The sequence below is a fragment of the Mesorhizobium sp. RCAM 06353 genome, assembly GCF_059683585.1.
Genome location: NZ_CM185031.1, coordinates 6,594,721 through 6,614,741 on the forward strand (window position 1 = coordinate 6,594,721; position 20,021 = coordinate 6,614,741).

At 61.6% G+C, this 20,021-nt stretch carries 20 protein-coding genes and 1 pseudogene; 16 read left to right on the plus strand and 5 right to left on the minus strand.

The window, feature by feature from the left end:
• Positions 1-30 precede the first annotated feature (30 nt).
• Positions 31-981 carry a LysR substrate-binding domain-containing protein gene (locus AC56QX_RS31885; protein WP_497112518.1) on the minus strand — a complete coding sequence of 317 codons (951 nt, stop codon included), beginning with the start codon at positions 979-981 and terminating at the stop codon, positions 31-33.
• Positions 982-1,012: 31 nt separating this feature from the next.
• On the opposite strand from AC56QX_RS31885, the gene AC56QX_RS31890 reads away from it, so the two are divergent.
• On the plus strand, positions 1,013-2,176 hold the full coding sequence (locus tag AC56QX_RS31890) for a serine hydrolase domain-containing protein (RefSeq protein WP_497112519.1): 1,164 nt from the start codon (positions 1,013-1,015) through the stop codon (positions 2,174-2,176).
• Positions 2,177-2,219: 43 nt separating this feature from the next.
• Here AC56QX_RS31890 and AC56QX_RS31895 read toward each other — a convergent pair whose 3' ends face one another.
• A complete protein-coding gene (locus AC56QX_RS31895) occupies positions 2,220-3,125 on the minus strand; it encodes a LysR family transcriptional regulator (protein WP_497112520.1) in 906 nt (301 codons plus the stop codon).
• Between the two features lie 272 nt (positions 3,126-3,397).
• Here AC56QX_RS31895 and AC56QX_RS31900 point away from each other — a divergent pair, with 272 nt between their 5' ends.
• From AC56QX_RS31900 to AC56QX_RS31920, 5 genes are all read left to right on the plus strand, one after another.
• Positions 3,398-3,697, plus strand: coding sequence for a YciI family protein (locus AC56QX_RS31900; RefSeq protein WP_497112521.1), 300 nt, complete (start codon positions 3,398-3,400; stop codon positions 3,695-3,697).
• A 104-nt stretch (positions 3,698-3,801) separates the two neighbouring features.
• Positions 3,802-4,860, plus strand: a complete 1,059-nt coding sequence (locus AC56QX_RS31905) for an NAD(P)-dependent alcohol dehydrogenase (protein ID WP_497112522.1) — start codon at positions 3,802-3,804, stop codon at positions 4,858-4,860.
• 2 nt (positions 4,861-4,862) lie between these two features.
• Positions 4,863-5,552 (plus strand): type 1 glutamine amidotransferase domain-containing protein, encoded by a 690-nt coding sequence (locus AC56QX_RS31910; RefSeq protein WP_497112523.1) that lies wholly within the window; start codon positions 4,863-4,865, stop codon positions 5,550-5,552.
• 102 nt (positions 5,553-5,654) lie between these two features.
• Complete coding sequence (locus AC56QX_RS31915) at positions 5,655-6,662, plus strand: amidohydrolase family protein (RefSeq protein WP_497112524.1); 1,008 nt, start codon at positions 5,655-5,657, stop codon at positions 6,660-6,662.
• Between the two features lie 91 nt (positions 6,663-6,753).
• Positions 6,754-7,494 (plus strand): SDR family oxidoreductase, encoded by a 741-nt coding sequence (locus tag AC56QX_RS31920; RefSeq protein WP_497112525.1) that lies wholly within the window; start codon positions 6,754-6,756, stop codon positions 7,492-7,494.
• Positions 7,495-7,858: 364 nt separating this feature from the next.
• Here AC56QX_RS31920 and AC56QX_RS31925 read toward each other — a convergent pair whose 3' ends face one another.
• Complete coding sequence (locus AC56QX_RS31925; protein WP_497112526.1) at positions 7,859-8,764, minus strand: LysR family transcriptional regulator; 906 nt, start codon at positions 8,762-8,764, stop codon at positions 7,859-7,861.
• Between the two features lie 135 nt (positions 8,765-8,899).
• Between AC56QX_RS31925 and AC56QX_RS31930 the strand changes: the two genes are divergently transcribed.
• The 10 genes and pseudogenes from AC56QX_RS31930 to AC56QX_RS31975 all read left to right on the plus strand — a co-directional run bounded on the left by AC56QX_RS31930 (position 8,900) and on the right by AC56QX_RS31975 (position 18,106).
• Positions 8,900-9,622 (plus strand): LamB/YcsF family protein, encoded by a 723-nt coding sequence (locus AC56QX_RS31930; protein ID WP_497117999.1) that lies wholly within the window; start codon positions 8,900-8,902, stop codon positions 9,620-9,622.
• Between the two features lie 70 nt (positions 9,623-9,692).
• The gene (locus AC56QX_RS31935; protein ID WP_464611883.1) at positions 9,693-9,926 is read left to right on the plus strand and encodes an acetyl-CoA carboxylase; all 234 of its coding nucleotides are present in this window, start codon (positions 9,693-9,695) and stop codon (positions 9,924-9,926) included.
• Positions 9,926-11,290 (plus strand): acetyl-CoA carboxylase biotin carboxylase subunit, encoded by a 1,365-nt coding sequence (locus tag AC56QX_RS31940; protein WP_497112527.1) that lies wholly within the window; start codon positions 9,926-9,928, stop codon positions 11,288-11,290. Before AC56QX_RS31935 ends, AC56QX_RS31940 begins: the two co-directional genes overlap by 1 nt.
• 9 nt (positions 11,291-11,299) lie before the next feature.
• The gene (locus AC56QX_RS31945) at positions 11,300-12,175 is read left to right on the plus strand and encodes a 5-oxoprolinase subunit B family protein (protein ID WP_497112528.1); all 876 of its coding nucleotides are present in this window, start codon (positions 11,300-11,302) and stop codon (positions 12,173-12,175) included.
• A pseudogene (locus AC56QX_RS31950) lies at positions 12,165-13,135 on the plus strand (5-oxoprolinase subunit C family protein). The gene AC56QX_RS31945 and the pseudogene AC56QX_RS31950 overlap by 11 nt, the downstream one beginning before the upstream one ends.
• 249 nt (positions 13,136-13,384) lie before the next feature.
• Positions 13,385-14,137: an ABC transporter ATP-binding protein gene (locus AC56QX_RS31955; protein WP_497112529.1), complete on the plus strand. Its 753-nt coding sequence runs from the start codon at positions 13,385-13,387 to the stop codon at positions 14,135-14,137.
• Complete coding sequence (locus AC56QX_RS31960) at positions 14,134-14,868, plus strand: ABC transporter ATP-binding protein (RefSeq protein WP_497112531.1); 735 nt, start codon at positions 14,134-14,136, stop codon at positions 14,866-14,868. Before AC56QX_RS31955 ends, AC56QX_RS31960 begins: the two co-directional genes overlap by 4 nt.
• Before the next feature lies 1 nt (position 14,869).
• Positions 14,870-15,775 (plus strand): branched-chain amino acid ABC transporter permease, encoded by a 906-nt coding sequence (locus AC56QX_RS31965; RefSeq protein ID WP_497112532.1) that lies wholly within the window; start codon positions 14,870-14,872, stop codon positions 15,773-15,775.
• 3 nt (positions 15,776-15,778) lie between these two features.
• Entirely contained in the window at positions 15,779-16,867 is a 1,089-nt protein-coding gene (locus tag AC56QX_RS31970) for a branched-chain amino acid ABC transporter permease (RefSeq protein ID WP_497112533.1), read from the plus strand.
• A 42-nt stretch (positions 16,868-16,909) separates the two neighbouring features.
• Positions 16,910-18,106 carry an ABC transporter substrate-binding protein gene (locus tag AC56QX_RS31975; RefSeq protein WP_497112534.1) on the plus strand — a complete coding sequence of 399 codons (1,197 nt, stop codon included), beginning with the start codon at positions 16,910-16,912 and terminating at the stop codon, positions 18,104-18,106.
• A gap of 93 nt (positions 18,107-18,199) precedes the next feature.
• On the opposite strand, the gene AC56QX_RS31980 is transcribed toward AC56QX_RS31975, so the two are convergent.
• Positions 18,200-18,616 carry a nuclear transport factor 2 family protein gene (locus AC56QX_RS31980; protein WP_497112535.1) on the minus strand — a complete coding sequence of 139 codons (417 nt, stop codon included), beginning with the start codon at positions 18,614-18,616 and terminating at the stop codon, positions 18,200-18,202.
• Entirely contained in the window at positions 18,613-19,995 is a 1,383-nt protein-coding gene (locus AC56QX_RS31985) for an aspartate aminotransferase family protein (protein ID WP_497112536.1), read from the minus strand. Before AC56QX_RS31985 ends, AC56QX_RS31980 begins: the two co-directional genes overlap by 4 nt.
• Positions 19,996-20,021: the final 26 nt, after the last annotated feature.

Below are 20,021 nucleotides of genomic sequence, written 5' to 3' on the forward strand. Positions count from 1 at the left end.
TGGTATTGGCGGCTTGTGCAATGAATGGACTTAACCGCAAAACCAATCGATGAATGCTCGAAGTTTTTGCGGCTGATTGCGTGTGGGATAGTACAGCTTGAACTGGACAGGACTCGGCTCGAATCTTGTCAAAAGCTCAACCAGTTCACCTGCCTCGATGGCAGGTATTTCCGTCGCTCTGTAGAGTTGGGCGACACCCAGGCCCGAGCGAACGGCAAAGTCGAAATGGTGATTGTCGTCGAACACCAGTCGCGGTGGCGGATCGAGACGAAAAACCTGATCGTCGACGTTGAAGGTCAACGGCTCCAATCGCTGGCTCCCCGGAAACCTGTAACGGATAACCTGGTGATTCCCCAGATCATTAGGGTGCTGAGGGGTGCCAAAAGCTTCCAGGTAGGAGCGCGATGCCAGCACTGAGCGGCGAAGGGGTGGACCGATGGAGCGAGCGATCATATCCATCTCCAGTGTATCTTGAAAACGGATGCCAGCGTCGAAGCCACCAGCTACGATATCGGACAATCGATCGTCGGTTGCGAGTTCAATTGTGATGTCCGGATAGTGCCGGACGAAGGCGACCAGTCGCGGCAAGATGCAGACCTGGGCCGCCAGCCGCGACAGGTTGATCCGCAAATTTCCTGCCGGCCGCTTGCCAACCGTCCGAACCCGGTCGAGTGCGTCCGCGATGTCAATGAACGCTCGGTCCGTGTTTTCAAGCAGGAGGCGGCCCGCCTCGGTCAGCCGGACGCTACGGCTTGTGCGCTCAAAAAGCCGGACCCCGACAAGGGATTCAATCTGCCGAATCTTCTGCGACACCGCTGACGGCGTTATCCCCAACGGGCCGGAGGCGGCGGTGAAGCCGCTGGTCGTGGCGACCATGCGGAATGTCGGCAGCAGCGAGAAAAGATCGGGGCCCATCGTTAATCCCTGCTTCAAGGCTCTTGAAGCATGCCCTAACTCGACTTCACGATCAAGCGGGAGCATCTAGGGAGCATCTTTCACAGGAGTTAAAAATATGACCGAAGAGTTGGCCCCAAAGGCACGGTCGAACAGCCTGGCAAACGCGATCGATGTTGCGATCGAGGACGCGCTTGCCGAGGGCCGGATCGCCGGTAGCGTCGTGCTCGTCGCCGAGGACGGCGAGATCGTTTACGAGCGGGCGGCGGGCCTTGCTGACCGGGAGACAGGGAGACAGATGCACGTCGAGACGCCCTTCCGTTTCGCTTCTGTGACGAAAGCCTTCACAACCATGGCCGCGTTGAAATTGATGGAGGCCGGACGTTTGTCGCCCGAAGACAGGGTGACGAAATATCTGCCCGGGTTTACGCCTCGTCTCGCCGATGGCTCGATCGCCGACATCAGAATTGGTCAGTTGATGGCGCATACGGCCGGGTTGGACTACCGCAACCAGCAACCCGCCGATGGACCCTATGCCCGTGCTGGGGTGTCGGATGGTCTTGATGAGAGCCGCGGCTCACTCGAGGCAAATCTCGCCCGTATCGCTAGCGTGCCATTGGATCGCATTCCCGGCGAAGGCTGGCGCTACTCCATTGCGACGGACGTTCTGGGCGGCGTGATTGCGGCAATTACCGACACGACCCTTGACGGCGCGATCAGCGCCCTCGTCACGGAGCCGCTACAATTGGGTGCTGCGTTTCATTGGCCCGAAGCGAATATTGCCGTCCCCTACCACGATGGCTCACCGGCGCCAGTGCGGATGACCATAGGTGTCGAGGTGCCGCAGCGCTACGTTGAAGGCCCCGGCGTTCGCTTCGATCCGGAGCGCATTCGGGACGCGACCGCCTGGCCATCGGGCGGTTCGGGCATGGCCGGCCGCGCGCGCGACGTGCTGACCCTGCTTGAAGCTTACCGCACCGGCGCTTTGCTGGGCGAGGATCTTCGTGAAGCGGCGAGGACGCCCAGAGTCGGCGCGGAGGCTCAGGCGATGGGCCCGGGCTGGGGTTTTTCCTGGCTAGGCGCTGCCCTGATCGACCCCGCGTCCACCGGCAGCAACTGGAGCAAAGGATCGGTTTCCTGGGGCGGAACATATGGCAATTGGTGGGGTATCGATTTCGCCAGGAGGAGAAGCGTCATCTCGATGACGAACACCGCCTACGAAGGAATGTCGGGCAGGTTCGCGCAGAGCATCGCGGCGGCGACCGCGATGCCGCTCTTGTAACTCTGCCTCAGAGCGTGATCGGACAGATGGCAAAGCTGCGGCATCAGCCAGCCACGCGTTTCGGCAACTCGGAGACCAGAGCATCGATTGCCAGTCGTGACCGCAGCGGCAAATATTGAGTGGCCGGCCAGACAGCGTAGCACTCCATCGAGGCGCTTGGACGATTGGCCCACAATGCAACGAGAGAGCCGGCAAGCAACTCATCGCGGATGAGCCAGTGGGGAACCCAGGCCAGACCCATACCGTCGACGGCGGCGTTAGCGATGGCCTCGAGGTCGTCGAACCGAAGCCGCGACGTGACCGAGACGTCGATGAGCTTGCCGCTTGCGTCTGGGAGTTGCCAGGCTTGTCCATGATCGGCGCGCCAATAGAGCAACGTGTCATGGGCTGCCAGATCCGCAATTTCATCGAGAGCACCCTTGGAGGCCAGATAGGCGGGAGCGGCACAGAGGACCTTGCGTTGGCTGGTGATGCGCCGCGCTTGCAATCCAGCACCATTGCCCAAGACACCGTTGCGAACCGCGAGGTCCACGCCATCGGCAATCAGATCGACCTGCCTGTCGCTGAAGCTCAGATCGAGTTCGAGTTGTGGGTGCTCGCGGGCGAAAGCGAGAAGAACAGGCGCTACGCAATAGCGGCCAAACAGCACCGGCATGGAAACGCGCAGCCTTCCCACGACGTCGCGTCTTCCCGATTCGAGAAGGGACTCACCGGCCAGCAGTTCCGCCATCGCACGCAGGCACCGCTCGTAATATTGCTGGCCGTCCTCCGTCAGATTTTGCGTGCGGGTCGTCCGGTGAAAAAGGCGAACACCGAGCCGTTCTTCCAGCCGTGCGATGGACTTTCCGACAGCAGAGCGAGTGAGCGCAAGCCGTTCGGCAGCCTTGGCAAATCCACCCGCTTCAACCACCTCAACGAATACCGGCACGCCGTCAAATCGATTACGCATCTAGCGACTGGTCCCAGGAAGGGTATGAGCATTGTAGAATGGTGGGAACCAAAAACGGGAAGAACTGTCGCCACCGCTAACGCTCATTCTACGCTAAGAACAAAAACACGCCAACGATTTTGGACGGTCGCGGTCCGGCGGTCACCCACCGAATTGTTGCTCCCGGCAACAGCGATCTGGAGACGGCTGCCTATATGGGTCGGCGCGTTGCCCAGACCGTGCGCCGGCTCCAGCCCGCTTGATCCGCTTTTCCCCAACCCAGGAGCCTCACCATGAAACTGCTTTGCCTCGACATTCCTCAACCCGGCGCCACCATGGAACGGTATCAACCGCATATGGCGGATGAAGTCCGCCATACCTGGCAGGCCTACAAGAGCGGTATCGTGCGCGACATCTATTTCCGCCAGGACCGTCCGGGCGTGGCCATCATCGCCGAATGCGACTCGATCGAAGCCGCCAAAGAGGCTCTGAGCGAGTTCCCGCTGGCCAAGGCCGGGCTCATCGACTGGGATGTTATCCCGCTTGGCCCTTTCCTCAATTGGGAAGCGCTGTTCGCGTCCGGGAACGCCTGAGACTGCGCAAAATCAGGGAGCACTTCGCGCCCGCCGTATTCGGCGGGCGCAGCAGGTTTCGTCAAGCGCTTCAACCCCGCCTGGATCGACAAGGAATACGGACAATGAATGTGCTGGGCTATTCCGCACCATCGGCCACCGGGGCTCTCGAGCCTTTCGCCTTCGAGCGGCGCGCTGCGCGACCCGACGATGTCGTGATCGACATCCTCTATTGCGGGGTCTGCCATACGGACCTGCATCTGGCCCGCAATCACTTTGGCTTCACGACCTATCCCATCGTTCCCGGGCACGAGATCATCGGAAGGGTTCGACAGGTCGGTGACAAAGTCAGCCGCTTCAAGGCCGGTGACATGGTCGGCGTCGGCTGCATGGTCGACTCCTGCCAGCACTGCCAACCCTGCCTCAAGGGATGGGAGCAGGACTGCGCCGAAGGCGCGACCTTTACCTATGCCAGCATCGACAGGCACGATGGCAGCCCAACCTATGGCGGCTATTCCGACATGATCTTGGTGTCGGACAAGTTTGTTCTCGCTCTGCCCAATGGACTCGATCCGGCCGGGGCCGCGCCGCTCCTATGCGCCGGCATCACCACCTGGTCGCCGCTTCACCGCTGGAATGTCCGTGAAGGCAGCAAGGTCGCCGTGATCGGTCTTGGCGGCCTCGGCCACATGGCGCTGAAGCTCGCCAAGGCGCTCGGCGCCGACGTAACGCTGTTCACCCGGTCAACCGGCAAGGATGAGGACGCTTTTCGCCTCGGCGCCGATCATGTGGTGCTGTCGAGCGATCAAGTGCAGATGGCGGCCGTTGCCGGCCAATTCGACGTGATCATCGACACAGTCCCCTACGACCACGACGTCAACCTGTACATGCCGACGCTTGCGCTGGAAGGCGTGCTTGTCCTGATTGGCTATATGGGGCCACTTGGCACGCCTGTGAATGCCGGCGGCGTTGTGCGCGGCCGCAGGGCAATCTCGGGATCGTTCATCGGCGGCATCACCGAGACCCAGCAGATGCTCGATTTCTGCGGTCAGCACGGCATCATCTCGGATGTCGAGATCATTCCGATCCAACAGATCAATGAAGCCTATGAGCGCATGTTGAAGAGCGACGTGAAGTATCGCTTCGTCATCGATATGACCTCGCTCAAATCACGAGGAACATAACAATGCCAGACAATATCAAGCCCATTCTTTGCGTTGTCACCAGCCATCCGATCCGCGGCGACAGCGGCGAGCCGACAGGCTTTGCCATGGTCGAGCTCACGCATCCGCTTGCAGTGTTCCGCGAGGCCGGCATTCCGGCCGAGATCGCCTCGATCCGCGGTGGACATCCGCCGATCGATTTCTTCGACCTCAAGGATCCGGTCAACGACCGCTTCTGGCACGACCAGGAATTCCGCGACGCGCTCGCCCACTCGCTGATCCTCGGCGAGCTCGACCCGTCACGCTATTCGGCGGTTTTCTTCGCCGGCGGCCATGGCACGATGTGGGACTTTGCTGACAACGTGGCTGTCCAGCGTGTCATCCGCGAGATCTACGAAGCAGGCGGCATCGTGTCCGCCGTCTGCCATGGCCCGGCCGCGCTGGTGAACGCGACGCTCTCGGACGGCAGCTATCTCGTCGCCGGCAAGGAGGTCGCCGCCTTTACCGACGAGGAGGAGGCGGAGGTCAAGTACACGAAAGTCGTGCCTTATCTGCTCGCGACCACTCTCAAGGAGCGGGGTGCGCTGCACCAGCCGGCCCCGAACTGGACGGAGAAGGTTGTGGTCGACGGCCGCCTGATCACCGGCCAGAACCCGGCGTCCGCGCACGGCGTCGGCGAGGCAGTCGTCGATCAGCTCACCGCCAAGTCCTGAGCGCCACTATCCGGGCCATTTGGCCGCAAGGCGGCTCTGCCTCGGCAGGGCGGCCCGCTGTCAAGCCAACGAGAATGGCCGCAAGTGTTAGAAGGAGCAGAAATGAAGATCATCGCGATCGAAGAGCATGTACTCCCCGAGGAGGTGCAACATGCGTGGAACACCATTCCCGGCGCCGATGACGGAACACTCGGGCTCAATCCCGGGATCCTAGGCAATCGCCTCGCTGATCTTGGTGAGCAGCGCCTGGCGCTTATGGACGAAACGGGTGTCGACGTGCAGGTTCTCTCCCTGACGACGCCCGGCCTCAACAACCTTGCGGATCACGCCGTCGATCTGGCCCGCCGGGTCAATGATCTCCTGGCCGAAACCGTGGCCTCGAAGCCATCCCGATTCCAGGCACTGGCAGTGCTGCCATCGGCGAGCCCTGACGCAGCCGCGCAGGAACTCGAGCGCTGTGTCATGGAGCTCGGCTGCAAGGGCGCCATTCTCTACGGCCGCGTCGGTGAGAAAAATCTGGACCATGCGATCTTCGAACCGACATTCGCGTGTGCGGCGGAGCTGGGTGTCCCGCTGCTGATCCATCCTCAGATTCCGCAGACGAGCATTCGCAACGCCTATTATGCGGGGTTCAGCGCGCCGATTGACCTTGCATTATCGACCTTTGGTCTTGGATGGCACTACGAGGCCGGCATCCAGTTCGTCCGCGTCGTCCTGGCCGGGGTATTCGACCGCCATCCCAACCTTCAGATGATTCTTGGCCACTGGGGAGAAATGGTGATCTTCTATCTCGAGCGGCTCGCAATGCTCGATCGGGTGTCAGGGTTGCAGCGGCCCTTTGTCGATTATGTCCGCAACAATCTCTATCTGACCGCCAGCGGCATGTTCAGTCCGGCCTATCTGCAGCAGGCGATCAGTGCTGTCGGCCCCGACCGCATTCTGTTTTCTACGGACTATCCCTACCAGTATCGCCCAGGAGGCGACGCACGGCGTTTCGTAGAAGATCTGACGCTCGACAGCGCCGATAAGGCGAAGCTTGCCCATGAAAACTGGGAGCGTTTGACCAGGAATCCGGGCGCGGAACCTGGCGCGATCCTGTCCGGCGCGTAGCCTGACCGGTTTGCCGGTCATAGAGGTGTGCATATCGAAAAGCCTAAGGCTTGGTCGGCGCACCTTCGATTCATCAGAAGGACGCACGATCTTGAAGCTCACAGAAAACACAATCCTCATCACAGGCGGCGCGACCGGCATCGGTTTTGCGCTTGCACGACGCCTTTCAGAAAAAGGCAACCAGGTCATCATCTGCGGCAGAAACGAAGCCGTTCTTGACAAGGCGCAAGAAGAAGTGCCCGCGCTGGTCACCCGCATCTGCGATGTCGCCGATACCAAAAGTCGCCGGTCGATGGTCGATTGGCTGAAAGCGAACCATCCGGCCCTCAATGTGGTCATCAACAATGCCGGCGTTCAGCATCGGCGCGACTTCAATAGGGATCCGGAGGTCGGAACTCTCGATCAGGAAGTGGCGATCAACCTCACGGCGCCGATCCATCTGATCGCCAAGCTGCTGTCGACCCTCAGGCAGCACGAGCAAGCCTGCATCATCAACGTCAGCTCGGGGCTGGCCTTCTCGCCGATGGCTGATGTTCCCGTCTATTGCGCCACCAAGGCCGCGATTCACTCCTTCACGCTCAGCCTGCGCCATCAGTTGAAATCGACAGGTATCCGTGTGGTGGAGATGGCCCCACCGATTGTCGATACCGACCTTGGTGGCAACACGCGCAGTGAAGGTACAGCCAACCGTATGATGGTCAGTCCGGAAGAATTCGCCACGGAAGCGCTTGCGCAGCTCGAAACGGACAAGGATGAGGTGCTTGTCGGTATCTCCGCCCAAACGCGCCAGCTAGGCGAAGCCTTGTTCGAGCGGATGAACAGCCGCGCCTGAGTCACCATGGGATTGCCGCGCCGGGCCTCGGCAATCCCCCTCGTGCACCGCGGCGCGGGTGTTTAGCCCTCGAAAACGATATCGCCGCCCCTGTTGTCGACCGTCGCCGCCTTTTGCCGCTTGGACCAAGATCGTCGCTTCTCCATCTCCGGCACGATTATCCCTGTCGACGGCGGCGCCGCCGCCCACAGCGCCGGAATGCCGTCTCCGAAGCGCCTAACGTGACGCACTGGCCAAGCGCCGTCCTTCTTCCTATCCGGCTTGTTCTTGAACATCGATCAGTGGACCTTGTTCCTCGTGAGCACGTTGTCCCAATACGCAACCAGCGAGCCCGAAGGTAAATCGACCGTCTGACGGCCGCAGCTTAGCCGCCGCCGCCCATGGTCACGGACATAAAGGCCCGGAAGGCCGCCGCCGCCGGCTCGATTGGTCTGTCACGCGACCATGCCAGACCGACATCCATACTGGGGATCGGCTCGACAAGCCGGCGCACTTCGATGCGCTGCCCCTCCAAGGACCAGGGTCGGTAAACCATGTCTGACAGGACAGTGACCCCCATGCCTGCAGCCACGAGCGACCGCACGGCCTCGACCGAACTGGTGGTAAGGACTGTGCGGAGCGAAAGCCCCGCGGCATCCCAGTAACGGGCGGCCGTCGTGCGTGCCTCATCCACCGTCAGCATGACATAATCTTCCGCCGCCACGTCGGCGAGGCTGATTTCCGGCCGTGCGAGCAGGTGGTGGTCAGCCGAAAGCCAGAGCCGGCGATTCGACCGCATCAAGACCTCCTGCGCCAATTCCTCGGTATGCGCCAGGTTGGACACCAGCATCACAGCCATGTCGATCTCCCCGCACATCAAGCCGCTTTCAAGAGCGTCTCGGGGCAGTTCCAGCACCTCGACCTCAATCTCGGGATAGGTCTTTCGGAACCGCGTGTAGTGGCGCGACATGTAGTAGCCGACGACGGTGTAGGTCATGCCCAGCCGCAGCTTGCCCGCCAGGCCTTTCCTGTCGCGCAAGGGGCTTCGGACAGCGGCAGCGACGGCCCCAGTGATAACACGCGCATGGTCAAGAAACCGCGCGCCCTCCATCGTCAACCTGACGCCAGCGTGGTTACGCTCCAAAAGCCGAACGCCTAGGTCAGCCTCCAGCGTCTTTATCGCCGCGGTGACTGCCGATTGTGAGATGTTGAGTTCCACCGCGGCATGACTGACCTGTCCGCTCTCGGCGGTCGCGATGAAATAATCGAGCTGTTTCAAGGTGATGGTCATGGCGCACTCCGGCCCAGAACCATTATCTGTTTTTTTGATATCACAATCAATAAACTACTATTTCACAAGTGCCCCCGCATGCGCAAAAAATGCTGCAACGCCGCAAAGACGGCAGCTTCGAGGGGTAACAATGCGATGGCGGTGACGCTAAACTGTGACATGGGCGAAAGCTTTGGTCTTTATAAGGTTGGCGATGATGCAGGCATGATGCCGATCATCGACGTCGCCAATGTCGCTTGTGGTTTTCACGCTTCCGATCCCGATCACATGTACGCCGCCGTCCGCAGCGCCAAGGCGAGTGGCGTAAGGATCGGCGCCCATCCAGGCTTGCCGGACATTCAGGGTTTCGGCCGGCGCGAGATGCGGATGACCCGCGACGAAGTCAGGAACACCATCATTTACCAGGTGGGAGCGCTTGCCGGCTTCCTCAAGGCCGAGGGTGTGGAGCTCCACCATATCAAGCCGCATGGCAGCCTTTACTTCATGGCCATGCAGCAGGAGGCAGTCGCCCATGGCGTGTGCGACGCGGCAGAGGTCTTCGGCGTGCCCCTGTTCGGCATGACAGGCACCCTGCACGAGAAGATCTACCAGGAGCGCGGTATCCCATTCGTCGCCGAATTCTATGCCGATCTCGACTACGATGCCTCCGGCAAGCTGATCCTGACACGCGTTCATGACGCCAAGGACCCCGCCGAGATGGCCGAGCGTTGCGTGCGCGCCATCAGCAAGCGCGAGGGAACGGCAGAGGATGGCAGTTTCTTCCCTGTACGCTGCGACACCATCTGCGTGCATTCCGATACGCCGAACGCTATCGAAATAGCCAGGGCCGTGCGCACTGCAATCGCCCCTTGGCACTGAAGTCTATCTATCAAAACCCGCCCCCCAGGCGGTTCCAGATTAGCCTGTCTGCAGTTTTCCGGAGCTCTTTATGGCCCAGATTCTTTCGCCTCTTCCCGGCACTTTCTACCGGAGCGCTTCGCCAGATCAGCCGCCCTACAAGGCGGATGGCGACGCGGTCGCCGCCGGCGACGTAATCGGTCTCATCGAAGTGATGAAGTCGTTCCACGAAGTGAGGGCCGAGACGGCCGGTACCAACATCCGCTTCCTTGCCGACAATGAGGAACCCATCATGGCCGGCGCACCTCTTGCGGATCTCGACTGATGCTGAAAAAGCTTCTGGTTGCCAACCGGGGCGAGATAGCGGTCAGGATCATCCGGGCCGCACAAGATCTGGGCATCGCCACCGTGGCGGTGTACTCAGCCGCGGACGCTGGGGCGCTCCACGTCCAGCTTGCGGACGAAGCGGTCAACATCGGCCCCCCCGCGGCAAAGAAGTCCTATCTCAACATCGAAGCAATTTTGACGGCCGCCCGCGATACCGGCTGTGACAGCGTTCACCCTGGCTATGGTTTCCTTGCCGAGAATGCCGCGTTTTCGGATGCGGTCACAGGCGCTGGATTGGTCTTCGTCGGCCCTTCGGGAGATGCGATCCGGATGATGGGAGACAAGGTCTCGGCGCGATCGGCCGCTGCCGCCGCGGGTGTCCCGGTGGTGCCAGGCTCGGCTGGCCGGGTCGATGGCCTCGAGGCCGGCCGCGAGGTTCTGGCCGAAACCGGTTTTCCAGTGATGATCAAGGCTGCGGCGGGCGGCGGCGGGCGGGGCATCCGCATTACCAACTCGCTCGCCGAATTCGAACAGGCCTTTCCGCAGGCCGAAGCGGAAGCCCTCGCCGCTTTTGGCGACGGTGGTCTCTACATGGAAAAGGTGATCGGCAAAGCCCGCCATATCGAGGTGCAGGTACTGGCTGACGGAAGCGATGCCATCCACTGCTACGAGCGGGAATGCTCGCTGCAGCGGCGGCGCCAGAAGGTTTGGGAGGAGGCGCCGTCGCGCGCACTTTCCGACGGGCTGCGCGAGGAGCTCTGCGCTTCCGCGGTCGCTTTGGCCAAGGCGGTCAAATACTCCGGTGCCGGCACGGTGGAGTATCTCTATGACGATGACGCCGACCGCTTTTACTTCATCGAGATGAACACCCGCATTCAGGTCGAGCACCCGGTCACCGAGGCGATCACCGGCATCGACCTCGTTGCGGAGATGCTTCGCATCGCCGGCGGCGAGAAGCTGCGGATTCGGCAGGGCGATGTCTCCGTCAAGGGGCATGCGATCGAAGTACGGCTGAATGCCGAAGATCCGGCGAAGGAGTTCGCTCCCTTCCCCGGGCAGGTGGCCGAGCTTCGCATTCCCGGCGGGCCGGGCGTACGTTTCGATTCCATGCTCTACCAAGGCTATCAGGTGCCGCCCTTTTATGACTCGCTGCTTGCCAAGCTGATCGTGCATGCGGAGACGCGCGAGGCGGCGATCATGCGCCTGATCCGCGCGCTCAACGAGTTGAGGATCGGCGGGCTCAAGACCACCAAGCCGCTGTTTCTTGCGCTGGCCGCCGATCCCGCGGTGCGGACAGGAGACGTGCATACACGCTGGCTAGAAGGCTGGCTTATCGAAAACGCCGCAGCATTGGCGGGTTAAGGAGGACCGATGTCGATACGATTCAACTTCGGCGGTGACGAACATATCTTCGGCGAGGTGTCCGAGGAGATGTCGCTCACTTCCTTCTTTACTGGCCTTTCGATGACCAACGCGGTGCGTGCGGCAGGCATAAGAGGCGTCACCGAGATTTGTCCGGCCAACGCCAGCTTCCAGATTCGCTTCGACCCGGACATCGTCAAGCCGCAGGATCTGCTCAGCGAACTGAAGTCGATGGAAGAGGCGGCCTCAAAGGCAGACCCGGTTTTGAAGACCCGGATCATCGAACTGCCGGTTTACTTCCAGGATCCATGGACGCGTGAAACCTGCTTGCGCTTCCGCGAGCGCCACCAGGACCCATCCTCCACCGATCTTGAATATTCGGCACGCATCAACGGCTACGCCACGGTGGAAGAGTTTGTCGCGGCCTATTCCGGCCAGCCATGGTTCGTATCCATGGTCGGCTTCGTCGCCGGATTGCCCTTCCTGTACCAGATGGTGGAGCGCAAGAAACAGATTCAGGCGCCGAAATATTTGCGTCCACGCACTGACACTCCCAAGCTCACCATCGGCCACGGCGGCTGCTTTGCTGCGATCTATTCGGTGCGCGGCGCTGGCGGCTACCAGATGTATGGCATAACCCCGGCGCCGATCTACGACCCGACCATGAAGGTGCGCTACCTCTCCGATGATATGTGCCTGTTCAAGCCGGGCGACATCGTGAAGTTCAAGGCCATTGGCCGCGATGACTACGACGCCACGCTGGAGGAAATCGAAGCCAATCGGTGGCAACCGACGGTTCGCGAGTGCACCTTCAGCCTGAAGGACTTCAACGGCGACATTTACGGCACCAATGCAAAGCTGATGGAGCTTATCAATGGCCGTTAAGGTAATCTCTCCCGGCCTCTCCACCTCCGTGCAGGACCTTGGCCGACCGGGCCACTATCATGTCGGCATCCCCGAAGGCGGCGGCATGGACCGCTTTGCCACACGCATCGCGAACCTGCTTGTCGGCAACGATCCGGGTGCCGCGGTGCTGGAAGCCACCTTCATGGGACCCGAACTCGAATTCACCCAATCCGCGGTCGTCGCCGTCACGGGAGGAGAGCTCCCCCTAAACTTAACGGCGAGGAACGGCCGACCTGGGAGAGCTTTCCGGTGAAGGCGGGAGACCGGCTTTCCTTTGGTTTTCTCAAGGGCGGTGCGCGCGCCTATCTAGCCATCTCCGGCGGCATCGACGTACCGGTGGTTCTCGGCTCGCGCTCGACTTACATTCTGGGCGCGCTCGGCGGCCATCAGGGCCGCACGCTGAAGGCGGGCGATGAGCTTCCCATCGGTGAAGGCTCGGGCAAAGCCGGTCTTTCGCTGCCTGCAAATCTGCACCGCGCGCGGAACAATCCGGCGGAACTCAGAATGCTTCCTGGCCTGTACTGGCATCGGATTACCGAAGCCGCCGGCAATCGGTTCTTCGAGGAAACCTGGAAGGTCGCGCCCGAAGCCGACCGCATCGGCTATCGCTTCCGTGGTGGAACGCCGCTGGAGTTCGTTGAGCGCGAGCAGCCTTTCGGTGCGGGCTCCGACCCCTCGAACATCGTCGACGCCTGCTATCCCTACGGATCCGTCCAGGTGCCGAGTGGCACGGAGCCGATCGTTCTTCACCGGGACGCGGTTTCGGGCGGCGGCTACATGATGCTGGGCGTGGTGATATCGGCCGACATGGATCTGATCGCCCAGCTCCAGCCGCACACTCCGGCGCGCTTCGTTTCGGTGACGCTGGAAGGCGCGCTTGCCGCGCGAGCCGAACAGCGCGCGGCGCTGGCGCGCGCTGAAGACTACCTGGCCGGCTGACGTCGGCCGGGAGAATGCCGGCGGAGGAGCCGGAGGCGAGGAGATCGGTCGGCCAAAACCGACCGCGCGTGGCGGAAGACAAAATCCGGTGCGCGAAACGACAAGACGACGCCGGGCAACGGCGTGAATTTGGCATCCGAGCAGTCCGTTAGAGACCGCCGGAACCGACAGGGGAAGACATTAGCAACGTGACTGGCCGCAAGGCCGGATGCTTCGCGCCTTTCCGTCGGTCAAAAGAAGGAAAGGGACATGAGTCATCTGAGCGCGGAGAACGTCTCGGTGTCGTTTGCGGGGCTGAAGGCCCTGTCATCGGTAGACCTCCAGATTACGCCTGGCCGCATCGTTGGCCTCATCGGCCCCAATGGTGCCGGCAAGACCACGCTGGTCAACGTGCTGACGGGCTTCCAGGCTCCGACGGAAGGCACCGTCAAGCTCGACGGGGCGGCACTCACGGGTCTCAAGCCGCATCAGGTCCGTCGGCGCGGCATCGCCCGCACCTTTCAGGGTGGGCGGCTCTTCCGCGACCTGCCGGTGCTCGACAATCTGGAGGTAACCGGCGTTGGTCTGGGAATGAGCCGGCGCGCCGCCGTCGCCGAAGCGGAAGCGATGCTCGACTGGATAGGCATCGGCGCGCTGGGCTCCCGCATCGCCGGAACCTTGCCTTATACGGATGAGCGCCGTGTCGCCATTGGCCGTGCCCTGATGGGACGACCCGCATACATTCTGCTCGACGAGCCCGCCGCCGGCATGAGCACACCGGAGGCGCGGGAGCTTTCGGCACTGATAAGACAGATCGCCGGCGATCTAGGCTGCGGTGTCCTGCTCATCGAGCACAATGTCGGGCTGGTGCTCGGCCTTTGCGAGCATATCGTCGTGCTCGATTCCGGAGCGATCATCGAACAAGGCCCACCCGCCGCGATCCGCGACAGCGAGAAGGTGCGCCACGCCTATATGGGCACGGCCGCCAACACCGACCTGCCTGTGCTGGAGGTGATGGAATGAGCCTGCTTGCCCTGTCCGATATCACCATCCGCTATAGCCGTCTGACCGCGGTCCGCGACGTCTCCTTCTCCATGGATGAAGGAGAAATCCTGTTCATCACCGGCCCGAACGGAGCCGGGAAGTCTTCGCTGCTGCGCGCGATCGCCGGCGTGACACCGGTGGCGGGCGGCCGGATCGGCCTTGCGGGCCACGAGATCACCGGCCAGGCGCCGGAGAACATCGCCCGGCTCGGCTTCTCCATGGTGCCTGAGGGGCGCGATGTCTTCGGCTCGCTGACGACCGAAGAGAACCTTCTGGTTGGCGCTGGCATGCACGCCCGCGACCGCGGCTGGCGCAGCCGAGCGGCCGACGAACTCGAAGCCGTCTACGCAACCTTCCCGATGCTGAAAGAAAGGCGGCACGGGCAGGCGGGATTGCTGTCCGGCGGGCAGCAGCAAATGCTGGTCATCGGACGCGCGCTGATGACCAATCCGCGGCTTATAGCCATCGACGAGCCTTCGCTGGGCCTCGCTCCCAACATCAACGACCAGGTCTACGAGCGGCTGATCGCGCTGCGTGCGCAGCGCCAGCTCACGCTCCTGATCGTGGAGCAGAGTTCGGCCCGGGCGATGATGGTGGGCGGGCGGATGATCCTGATGCGCGGCGGGCAGATCGTGCTCGATGGCGACGCCCGGACACTCGGCAACGGCGAGGCGATCCAGGCTGCCTATTTCGGCTACGAGGACCATTGAGATGCTGCAGATCCTGTTCGACGCACTCTCGCTGGGTTCGCTCTACGCGCTGGGCGCGCTGGGCATTGCCCTCATCTTCGGCGTCATGCGGCTTGTGAACTTCGCGCATGGCGACGTCATCGCCTTCTGCGTCTTCGCGCTGCTGTGGCCGTCGACGGATGCCATGGCCATCGTCTTCGCTGGCCAATTGCCGTGGTACCTGCTGGTGCCCTTCGTGCTCCTCTGCGGGGCCGGCTTGTCGGTGCTGTGCGAAATCGTCGTCTTCAGGCGGTTCCGCAAGGCAAATCCGGCAACGATGATGATTGCTTCTTTCGCGCTCGGTTTCGTCATTCGCTATTTTCTGCTGATGCTTTTCTCAAGCCGGCCGAAGTCGATCAATCTCCTCCCCGAACTCTCCCAGCCCGTCGAGATTTTCGGCGCCCGGCTGCCGCTTCTCCAGCTCATCACCATCATCGCGACGATGTTGATCCTATTGGGCCTCACCGTCTTTCTGCGCCGGACCCGGTTCGGACTGGAAATGCGGGCGGCGGCGGAGAATTTCTCCATGGCGCGCATGCTCGGCGTTCGCGCCAACCGGGTCATCATGGGGGCTTTCGCGCTGTCTGGCGCGCTGGCAGGCGCCATTGCCTTGATCTTCGTGGCCCAGACCGGCACCGCCGATATCCAGATGGGAGCGGCAATCATGCTGATGGCGTTCATCGCAACGGTTATCGGCGGCCTTGGCAGTCTGGCTGGCGCCGTACTGGCGGGGTTCCTGCTCGGTGCCGCGTCGGTGATCATGCAGGTCTTGCTGCCCATCGACGCCCGGCCGTTCCGCGATGCCTTTGTCTATGGCGCGGTCATCCTCGTCCTCCTCTTCCGTCCGCAAGGCCTGATTTCGGCCCGTGGCACAAAGGAAAGGGTCTGATCCATGTCAGCAGCATCCCCGGCCATCGAGCCACACCTGACCACCGGCGCCATCGTCGCCAAACCCCCTCGGCCCTTCGTGCTGGCGCGCCGTACCATCATCACGCCGATCCTGCTGGCGTTGTTGATGATCGCCATCGCACTGCTGACGATGATGACCGGATCGAGACCATTCAATCAGGTGATCATTGACGTCTTCCTCCGGGTCATCCTCGTCGTCGGCCTTTATGTATTTATCGGCAATTCCGGCGTGCTGAGCTTCGGCCATATCGGCTTCACCTGCCTCGGCGCCTATGTGGCGGCGTGGCTGACGATCAATCCCATCATGAAGAAGATGGCCTTTACCGGTCTTCCCGGCTGGCTGATAAAGACCCAAATGCCCTATTGGGAGGCGGCTATCATCGCCGCGCTCTTCGCGGGGTTGGCTGCGCTGATCTTCGGGCGGGTCCTGATGCGGCTGTCGGGCATCGCCGCCTCCATCGCGACCTTCGCCATGCTGGCGATGATCAACACGATCTACTCCAACTGGGAAACCGTCACCGGCGGGACATCGTCGGTCGTCGGGATCCCGATCATCCGCTCGATCTGGCCCTATCTGATCGCCGCCATCATCTCGATCTTCATTGCCTGGGCACATGCAATATCGCGTTCCGGTCTGGCGCTGCGTGCCGCTCGCGACGAGCCGACGGCAGCAGCGGCCTCCGGCGTCGATATCCCCAGGGAGCGGCTTGTCGCCTTCGTGATCTCCGGTGCCATAATGGGTCTCGGTGGCGCCTTGATGGCCCACTCCATCGGGGTTGTAACGCCCGATACTTTCTATCTCGGTCTCACCTTCATCACCATCGCCATGCTTGTCGTTGGCGGCATGGGCAGCCTTTCGGGCGCCGTGATCGGTGTCGTGTTCCTCTCGGCCCTCATCCAGACCCTGCGCTGGCTGGAAGCCGGGGTTTCCATTGGCGACGTCGCCTTCGCCATACCGAAAGGCCTTCAGGAGATCGCCCTGGGTATCATCATGATCATCATTCTGGCGCTTCGTCCGGCAGGCGTTTTCGGCAATCGCGAGATCTCTTTAACCCGCAACCGCGGTGACTGACCGGCGGATTGTAAGCCGCCGTAACCTTGAAAGGAGAAGTCTATGATAAACAAACTGAAAATAGCGACAGCAACGATGCTCTTCACCGCAACGGCTGCCTTTCCAGCCTTGGCGGACGATAGCAAGATCGTGGTCGGTTTCGCCACGGCGGAATCGGGCTTCATGGAGGCTTACGACAAGCCTGCCACCGATGCCGCGCTGATCCGCATCGACGAAATAAACGCCGCTGGCGGTCTTCTGGGCAAGAAGATTGAAGTCGTGAAAGCCGACACCAAGTCCGACCGTGCCGAAGGCGCCAAGGCCGGTCTTTCCGTTCTCGACCAGGGCGCAGACCTCGTCGTCGTCTCCTGCGACTACGACTTCGGCTCGCCAGCGGCACTCGCCGCCGAGGCGGCTGGCAAGGTTTCCTTCTTCCTCTGCGCTGAATCGGTCAAGGCAGGCATCCAGGGCGTGGGCCCGCACAGCTTCTCCGCATCGGTGCTGGCGGCCGTGCAGGGAGCGACGATGGCCGAATGGGCATACAACAAGAAGGAGGCCAAGACCTTCTATCGCCTGCTCGACACCTGGACCGAATACAACAAGGGCATCTGCGATGGCTTCGACTGGATGATGCCGAAGCTGGAGACCAAGGGCGCCAAACTTGTGGGTCAAGACACCTTCAAGAACGACGACCCTTCAATCGCTGCCCAGATCAGCCGTATCAAGGCCCTGCCAAAAGAACCCGATGCGATCATGCTTTGCACCATGATGCCGGGCGGTGTTTCGGCGATAAAACAGATCCGTGCCGCTGGCATCAATTCGATGATTCTCAACGGCTCCGGCATGGACGGCAGCTACTGGCTGTCGGCTGTCCCTGACCTTTCCAACTTCTACGTTCCGGTTCAGGGTTCCATCTATGGCGACGACCCGAACCCCGAAGTCACCAAGTTCAACGTAGCCTACAAGGCCAAGACCGGCGGCGACCCATCTTCCATGTATGTCTATCCAGGCTATGTCATGATCGACGTCTGGGCAAAGGCCGTTGAACGCGCCAAGAGCATCGATGCCGATGCGGTTGTCGCGGAACTCGAAAAAATGAAGAACGAGCCGACCCTCTTCGGTCCCCGCACCTTCACCTCCGAACTGCACCACCAGAACCAGACCAAATACCTGGTCGCCGACACCGAGAAAGGCAAGCCAGCGATCATCGACAGTTGGACGATCTCCGAACCGATCCCGCTTGACGCGCTCTTGAAGTAGTCGTGGCGGCCGGCTCGGCCCCCATCATCCCGCAAAGCAAGAAACCCGGCCCGCTTGATGCGGGCCGGGTTTAATTTATCGGTCGATGACCTTCTACGTCCGGGCCTTGCGATAGGAATCCTTGAGCGCAATCCGCGCGCCTGAGAAAACGAAGATATCGCAGCCGTCGACCTCTATCTTGTCTCCCGCGGCCGTTGTTCCCGTGAAGCGCCAGGAAGACAGTCCGGTATCTCCGCTGACCTCGTGGCTGCCATTGGACCAGGCTGCATCCGGAAAGGTTGAAAAGATAGCCGCATAGGCAGCCCGCACGGCTTCCCGTCCAATGTGACGGCGACCGCTCGGTTCGGGTCCAGCCGAGCCATGGAAGGCGCAATCCTCCGCCATACAGGCCATCAAGCCGTCGAGGTCATGGGCATTCCACGCCGCCATAAACCGGCCAAGAACCGCGAGCCGCTGTGCCGCAAGATCGCCTCCGGTCATGCCGGTCTGGTCCGCAGGTCCGCCGGTCATTCCAGCCCCTCCTTCGCGACGGCTCCGGTTAGCCGGTCCAGCGATCTCGACATGCGGGTCATGATTTCCGCGATGTCCTCTCCCGTCACGATCATCGGCGGGCAAAGCGCCAGCTGGTCGCCGATGCTGCGGAAGATGAGACCTTCTTCGTGACCGATGGCCGACGCTATCGCGCCCGCGCGGCCTATTTTTGCAAAAGGCCGCTTGGTCGCCTTGTCAGCAACCAGCTCGACCGCCCCGATCAGGCCAGTGCCGCGGGCCTCCCCGACAAGGGGATGATCGGCAAACGAGCGAATGCCCGCCTGGAAGGCCGCTTCCATCCGGGCCGCATTGCCCATCAAATCGCGTTCCTCGAAGATGGCGAGATTCTCCAGCGCAACGGCTGTCGCGACCGGATGACCCGACGCCGTGAAGCCGTGGCCGAAATTGCCGATCGTGGCGGTGTTGTCTGCAATCGCCTGATAGATCGCATCGGAGAAAATGACGGCGGCAAGCGGCATATAAGACGACGTGATTTGCTTGGAGACCGTCATGATATCAGGCGTGAAGCCGTATTTCTGAGCGCCGAAGGGCGTTCCAAGACGGCCAAAACCGCAGATCACCTCATCCGCTATCAGAATGATATCATTTGCCCGGCAGATTTTCTCCACGCCTTCCCAGTACCCGACCGGCGGCGGCAGAACGCCGCCAGCCGCCATCAGCGGCTCTCCTATGAAGGCCGCGATCGTATCAGCCCCTTCTTCCGCGATCACCGCTTCCAGCTCTGCGAGCAGGCGCGCCGTGAAGGCGGTTTCGTCTTCGCCTTCCATGCCGAAACGATAGAAGTGCGGGCAGGTCAGGTGGCGAACGGGAATCGCCGGCAGGTCGAAGTCGCGATGGTTGATCGGCAGGCCGGTCAGGCTGCCGGAGGCGACGGTGATGCCGTGATAGCCCTTGGTCCGCGCCAGGAATTTCTTCTTCTTGGGCCGGCCCAGCGCGTTGTTCATGAACCACACCATCTTGACGATGGTGTCGTTGGCTTCCGAACCCGACGACGTGAAGAAGACACGCGTCAGGTTTGGCGGCGTCATCTCCACGAGTTTCTCCGCGAGCCGGATGGATGGCTCATGCGCCTTGGAGGAGAAGGTGTGGTAGTAGGGCAGCTTCAGCATCTGCTGATAGGCAGCGTCGGCCAGCCGCTTCTCCGAAAAGCCGACGCCCACCGACCACAGCCCGGCGAGCCCTTCGATATATTCCTTGCCGCGTTCGTCATACACACGGATGCCGTCGCCGCGGCTGATGATCAGCGGACCGGTTTGTTCGTGCTGACGCAGGTTGGTGTAGGGGTGCATGGTGGTGGCGATGTCGGCGGCGGCGAGAGAGTTGGAAAGCGCATCCATGGAAGTCCTCAGCGGCTTGTGGAAAT